The organism is Burkholderia sp. BCC1638, from assembly GCF_902833195.1.
GTDB lineage: Bacteria > Pseudomonadota > Gammaproteobacteria > Burkholderiales > Burkholderiaceae > Burkholderia > Burkholderia diffusa.
Genome location: NZ_CADFEC010000064.1, coordinates 1 through 4,875, shown reverse-complemented (window position 1 = coordinate 4,875; position 4,875 = coordinate 1). Strand labels below are relative to the sequence as shown.

Here is a 4,875-nt window from a genome sequence, read left to right as displayed (position 1 = left end):
GGGACTAGATCCCCTTGAAGGGTCGTTCGAGACCAGGACGTTGATAGGTCAGGTGTGTAAGCGCAGTAATGCGTTCAGCTAACTGATACTAATTGCCCGTAAGGCTTGATCCTATAACAAGTCTGTCTCGCGCTGATTACAGCGCGTCGGACTGGTTGATCTCGTGTGCGATACACACAACTCAAAATTACTGCTTCTTCCCAGATTGGTTCTGTTGGCCACGCCAGCAGGACAACCCCCTTTGCCTGATGACCATAGCGAGTCGGTCCCACCCCTTCCCATCCCGAACAGGACCGTGAAACGACTCTACGCCGATGATAGTGCGGATTCCCGTGTGAAAGTAGGTAATCGTCAGGCTCCCTCAAGCCAAGAACCCCCGCCCGACAAGGCGGGGGTTTTTGCATTGGCGCGACGGAAATGCGAGTGCAGGCAATCGAACCTCTCCGTTTGCTGCCCAAGCGCGTCGCCGGAATCCACCGCTTTCCATCATCCCGGACCAATCAACCGCCGATTCGTTGCAATCTCCAGCCAGGGAGACGACTCTTGCCGGTTCGGCAAGGCACTTCTAACACCCGCTCCGCGTCCGTATCGTCGCATCGGCGATTCGGAGTCGGTTCAGCGTTGATATTTTTCATCCGCCATCTCTATTTTCTCACTGCATAGGCAGGAAATTCGCGCGAAATGAGGCCTTATTCGGCCCATCCACGTAAAATTTGCGAATCTCCACCCCAGTCGCATCCAGAACGATGAACGCCGCCACTCAGATAGCTCGGGCCGTTTGCCCTCACGATTGTCCGGACACGTGCGCAATGCGCGTGACCGTCGAAAACGGCCGGGCCATCAAGGTGACGGGCGATCCCGACCATCCGCCCACGCAGGGTGTGCTGTGTACGAAAGTCAGCCGATATGCCGACCGCGTTCATCACCCCGACCGGCTCACCGTTCCCCTCAAGCGCATCGGCGCGAAGGGGGAAGGGCGCTTCGTGCCGATCAGTTGGAGCGAAGCACTTGACGAGATCGGTCGTCGTCTCGGGGAAATCGCCGCGCGCGCGCCGGAGGCGATCGTGCCGTACAGCTACGCGGGAACGATGGGACTCGTGCAGGGCGAAGGCATTGCGCAGCGGTTCTTCCATAAGCTCGGTGCGTCCCGGCTTGAGCGGACCATCTGCGCCGCAGCCGGTGCAGCGGGGCTGCGCTACACGTATGGTGGAAGCGTCGGCATGCATCTCGAGCATTTCGAGGAAAGCGAACTGATTCTGATCTGGGGCGCCAACCCGATCGCATCCAGTCTGCATTTCTGGACCCGAGCGCAGGAAGCCAAGCGTCGAGGCGCCCGTCTGGTCGCGATCGATCCCTACCGCTCACTGACGGCCGAGAAATGCCATCAGCACATCGCGTTGAAACCGGGCACCGACGGCGCGTTCGCGCTCGGCATGATGCATGTGCTGATTACCGAAGATCTGCTCGATCACGACTACATCGCGCGTCATACGCTCGGCTTCGACGCGCTCAAGGCGCGAGCCCTGTCCTATCCGCCGGAGCGTGTCGCGCAAATCTGCGGCATCGAAGCGTCGGAACTGATCGAACTCGCACGTCGTTACGGCGCGACCCGCAAGGCGTCGATTCGCCTCAATTACGGCATGCAGCGCGTGCGCGGCGGCGGCAATGCCGTGCGCGCGATTGCGAGCCTGCCCGCGCTGACAGGCGCGTGGCGGGACCGGGCCGGCGGGCTTCTGCTGTCGTCGTCGGAATCCGCACCGGTTAATCAGGCGGGGCTGCTGCGTCCGGATCTGATGCCCGGCTGGCCTCACAAACTGCCGCGCATCATCAACATGAATGCAATCGGCGATGCGCTGCTGCATCCGGGCGACGCCACCTTCGGGCCGAAGGTCGAAGCGGTGATCGTCTACAACTCGAATCCCGTCGCGGTCGCGCCCGACTCGTCGAAAGTTGCCGCCGGGTTCGCGCGCGAAGATCTGTTCACGGTCGTTCTGGAGCACTTCAAGACAGATACGGTCGATTTCGCCGACATTGTGTTGCCTGCCACGACGCAACTCGAGCATCTCGACGTCCACAAGTCGTACGGCCACACCTATGTGATGGCGAATCTACCGGCAATTCCGCCAGTTGGCGACGCACGGCCGAACACGGAAATCTTTCGGGGCATCGCACTCAGCATGGGGCTCGACGAGCCCGCGCTTTATCACAGCGACGAAGAGGTTGCGCAGACGGCGCTCCGTTGGGACGATCCGGCACTCGACAGCGATTGGGAGACGTTGAAGCGTGCCGGCTGGCTGAAGCTCAAGGTCGCGGACGCGCCTTTCGCGAATGGCGGCTTTCGCACACCGTCCGGCAAATGCGAGTTCTACAGTGCGCGGCTCGAGCAGATGGGCATGGACCCGGTGCCTGATTATCTGCCGCCGTTCGAATCGGCGGAGGCCGCGCCTGAACTCGCCGCTCGCTATCCACTGGCGATGATTTCCCCGCCGGCCCGCCACTTCCTGAACAGCACGTTCGTGAACGTGGACAGCCTGCGCAGTACGGAAGGCCAGCCGCACCTCGATATACACCCGGCCGACGCCGACGCGCGCGGCATCGGGGAGGGCGACATCGTGCGCATCTTCAACGACCGCGGATCGATGCAGGCGGTCGCGAGAGTGACCGATCGTGCGCGCGCGGGGCTCGTCGTCGGACTGTCGATCTGGTGGAAGAAATTGTCGGCGGATGGACGGAACGCGAACGAGGTGACGAGCCAGGCGCTGACCGATCTCGGAAACTCGGCGACGTTTTACGATTGTCTGGTGGAAGTTGAGCGGATTTGACCGAACTTCTTGATATCATCAGATGAATGCATCCGAAAGTTCGAAGTGGGCATCTAACCCTGTTGTCTCAGCATGGACGAGCCGCTACGATGCGTTTTAGCACGACCATTCGAAAATATGTGAGGAGACGCGCAGTATGAACAAAATTTGGCTGAAATCGTACCCACCCGGCGTTCCAGCCGAAATTGACGCGTCCCCGTATCCTTCCATCCCGGATCTCCTCGACGAAAGCTTCAAGCAGTATCGTGACCGCAAGGCGTTCGTCTGCATGGGCAAGAGCATCACGTACGGCGAACTCGATGCGCTGTCGCGCCAGTTCGGCGCGTGGTTGCAGTCGCGCGGCCTGAAGCGCGGTGCGCGCGTCGCGCTCATGATGCCGAACGTGCTGCAGTACCCGGTGGCGATCGTCGCGGTGCTCCGCGCGGGTTTCACCGTCGTCAACGTCAACCCGCTATATACGCCGCGCGAGCTCGAACATCAGCTGAAGGACAGCGGAGCGGAGGCGATCGTCATTCTCGAGAATTTCGCGTCCACGCTGCAGGCCGTCATCGCCAATACCGCGGTCAAGCATGTCGTGGTCGCGTCGATGGGCGATCTGCTGGGCATCAAGGGCTGGCTCGTCAATTACGTCGTGCGCAACGTGAAGAAGATGGTGCCGGCCTGGCAGCTTCCGTCGTTCACGCGCTTCAAGGCCGCGCTGTCGGAAGGTGCGCGGCAGACCTTCAAGGCAGAGAAGCTCGGGCCCGACGACGTCGCGTTCCTCCAGTACACGGGCGGTACGACGGGTGTCGCGAAGGGCGCGACGCTGCTGCACCGGAACATCGTGTCGAACGTGCTGCAGGCGGGCGCATGGCATCATCCCGCGCACGAGAAGTACCCCGAGGTGAAACAGTTCGTGACGGTTGTCGCGCTGCCGCTCTATCACGTGTTCGCGCTGACGGTCTGCGGCTTCCTGACGATGCGCACGGGCGGCATGGGCGTCCTGATCCCGAATCCGCGCGACATCGGCGGCATGATCAAGGAGTTGAAGGGGTGCCAGATCTCGACGATTCCGGCCGTCAACACGCTGTACAACGCACTGCTGAACCATCCCGAATTCAATCAGCTCGACCTGTCGAAGCTCGTGATCGCCAATGGTGGCGGCATGGCGATCCAGGAAGGTGTCGCGAAGCGCTGGTATGAGAAGACCCATACGGCGATCGTCGAGGGCTACGGCCTGTCGGAGACTTCGCCGGTCGCGACCTGCAACCCGGTGACCGCGACCGAATACAGCGGGACGATCGGCCTGCCGCTGCCGTCGACGGAAGTCGCCATCCGCGATGACGCCGGCAACGACGTCGCGCTCGGCGAGCCGGGCGAGATCTGTATCCGCGGGCCGCAGGTCATGGCCGGCTACTGGAACCGTCCGGACGAAACCGCGAAGGTCATGTTCCCGGACGGTTTCTTCAAGACCGGCGACGTCGGCGTGATGGACGCGCGCGGTTACGTGAAGATCGTCGACCGGAAGAAGGACATGATCCTGGTATCCGGTTTCAACGTGTATCCGAACGAGGTCGAGGACGTGGTGGCGTCGCACCCGGGCGTGTTCGAGGTGGCGGCGGTCGGCGTGCCGGACGAGCACTCGGGCGAAGCCGTGAAGCTGTTCGTCGTGAAGAAGGATCCGGCGCTTACCGACAAGGACATCCTCGCGTACTGCAAGGAGCGGCTAACCGGCTACAAGCGGCCGAAACTCGTCGAGTTCCGCACGGAGCTGCCGAAGACGAATGTCGGCAAGATCCTGCGGCGCGAACTGCGCGACGGACGCGCGTAACACCGAAGTCGAATCAACCAGCCCGGCCAGTGCCGGGCTTTTTTATTCGTGGCGGGCATTGAGGATGCCGCATCGTGGTTCGACGGTCGCAGGAACGGCGCGCGTTCTACCGGGGGGTGCCCCTATGTGTTTCGTCAAGCGGTAGGGGCTGACTTGGGTTGGTAAATGGTGCCGTCGCGCAGCATGGCGAACAGGACGTCACAGCGTCGCCGTGCGAGCGCGATGAGCGCTTGGTTGTGGCGC

General features: G+C 61.9%; 2 protein-coding genes and 2 rRNA genes. All 4 read left to right on the top strand.

Translation table 11 applies throughout. The features are described from left to right. A 23S ribosomal RNA gene (locus HWX22_RS31105) occupies nt 1-113 on the top strand; the annotation flags it as partial. 131 nt (nt 114-244) lie between these two features. Then, nucleotides 245-357, top strand: a 5S ribosomal RNA gene (rrf, locus tag HWX22_RS31100). A 389-nt stretch (nt 358-746) separates the two neighbouring features. Then, nucleotides 747-2,822 carry a molybdopterin oxidoreductase family protein gene (locus HWX22_RS31095; protein WP_175911059.1) on the top strand — a complete coding sequence of 692 codons (2,076 nt, stop codon included), beginning with the start codon at nt 747-749 and terminating at the stop codon, nt 2,820-2,822. Between the two features lie 136 nt (nt 2,823-2,958). Next, nucleotides 2,959-4,632: a long-chain fatty acid--CoA ligase gene (locus HWX22_RS31090; RefSeq protein ID WP_175916980.1), complete on the top strand. Its 1,674-nt coding sequence runs from the start codon at nt 2,959-2,961 to the stop codon at nt 4,630-4,632. The last annotated feature ends 243 nt before the right edge of the window (nt 4,633-4,875 follow it).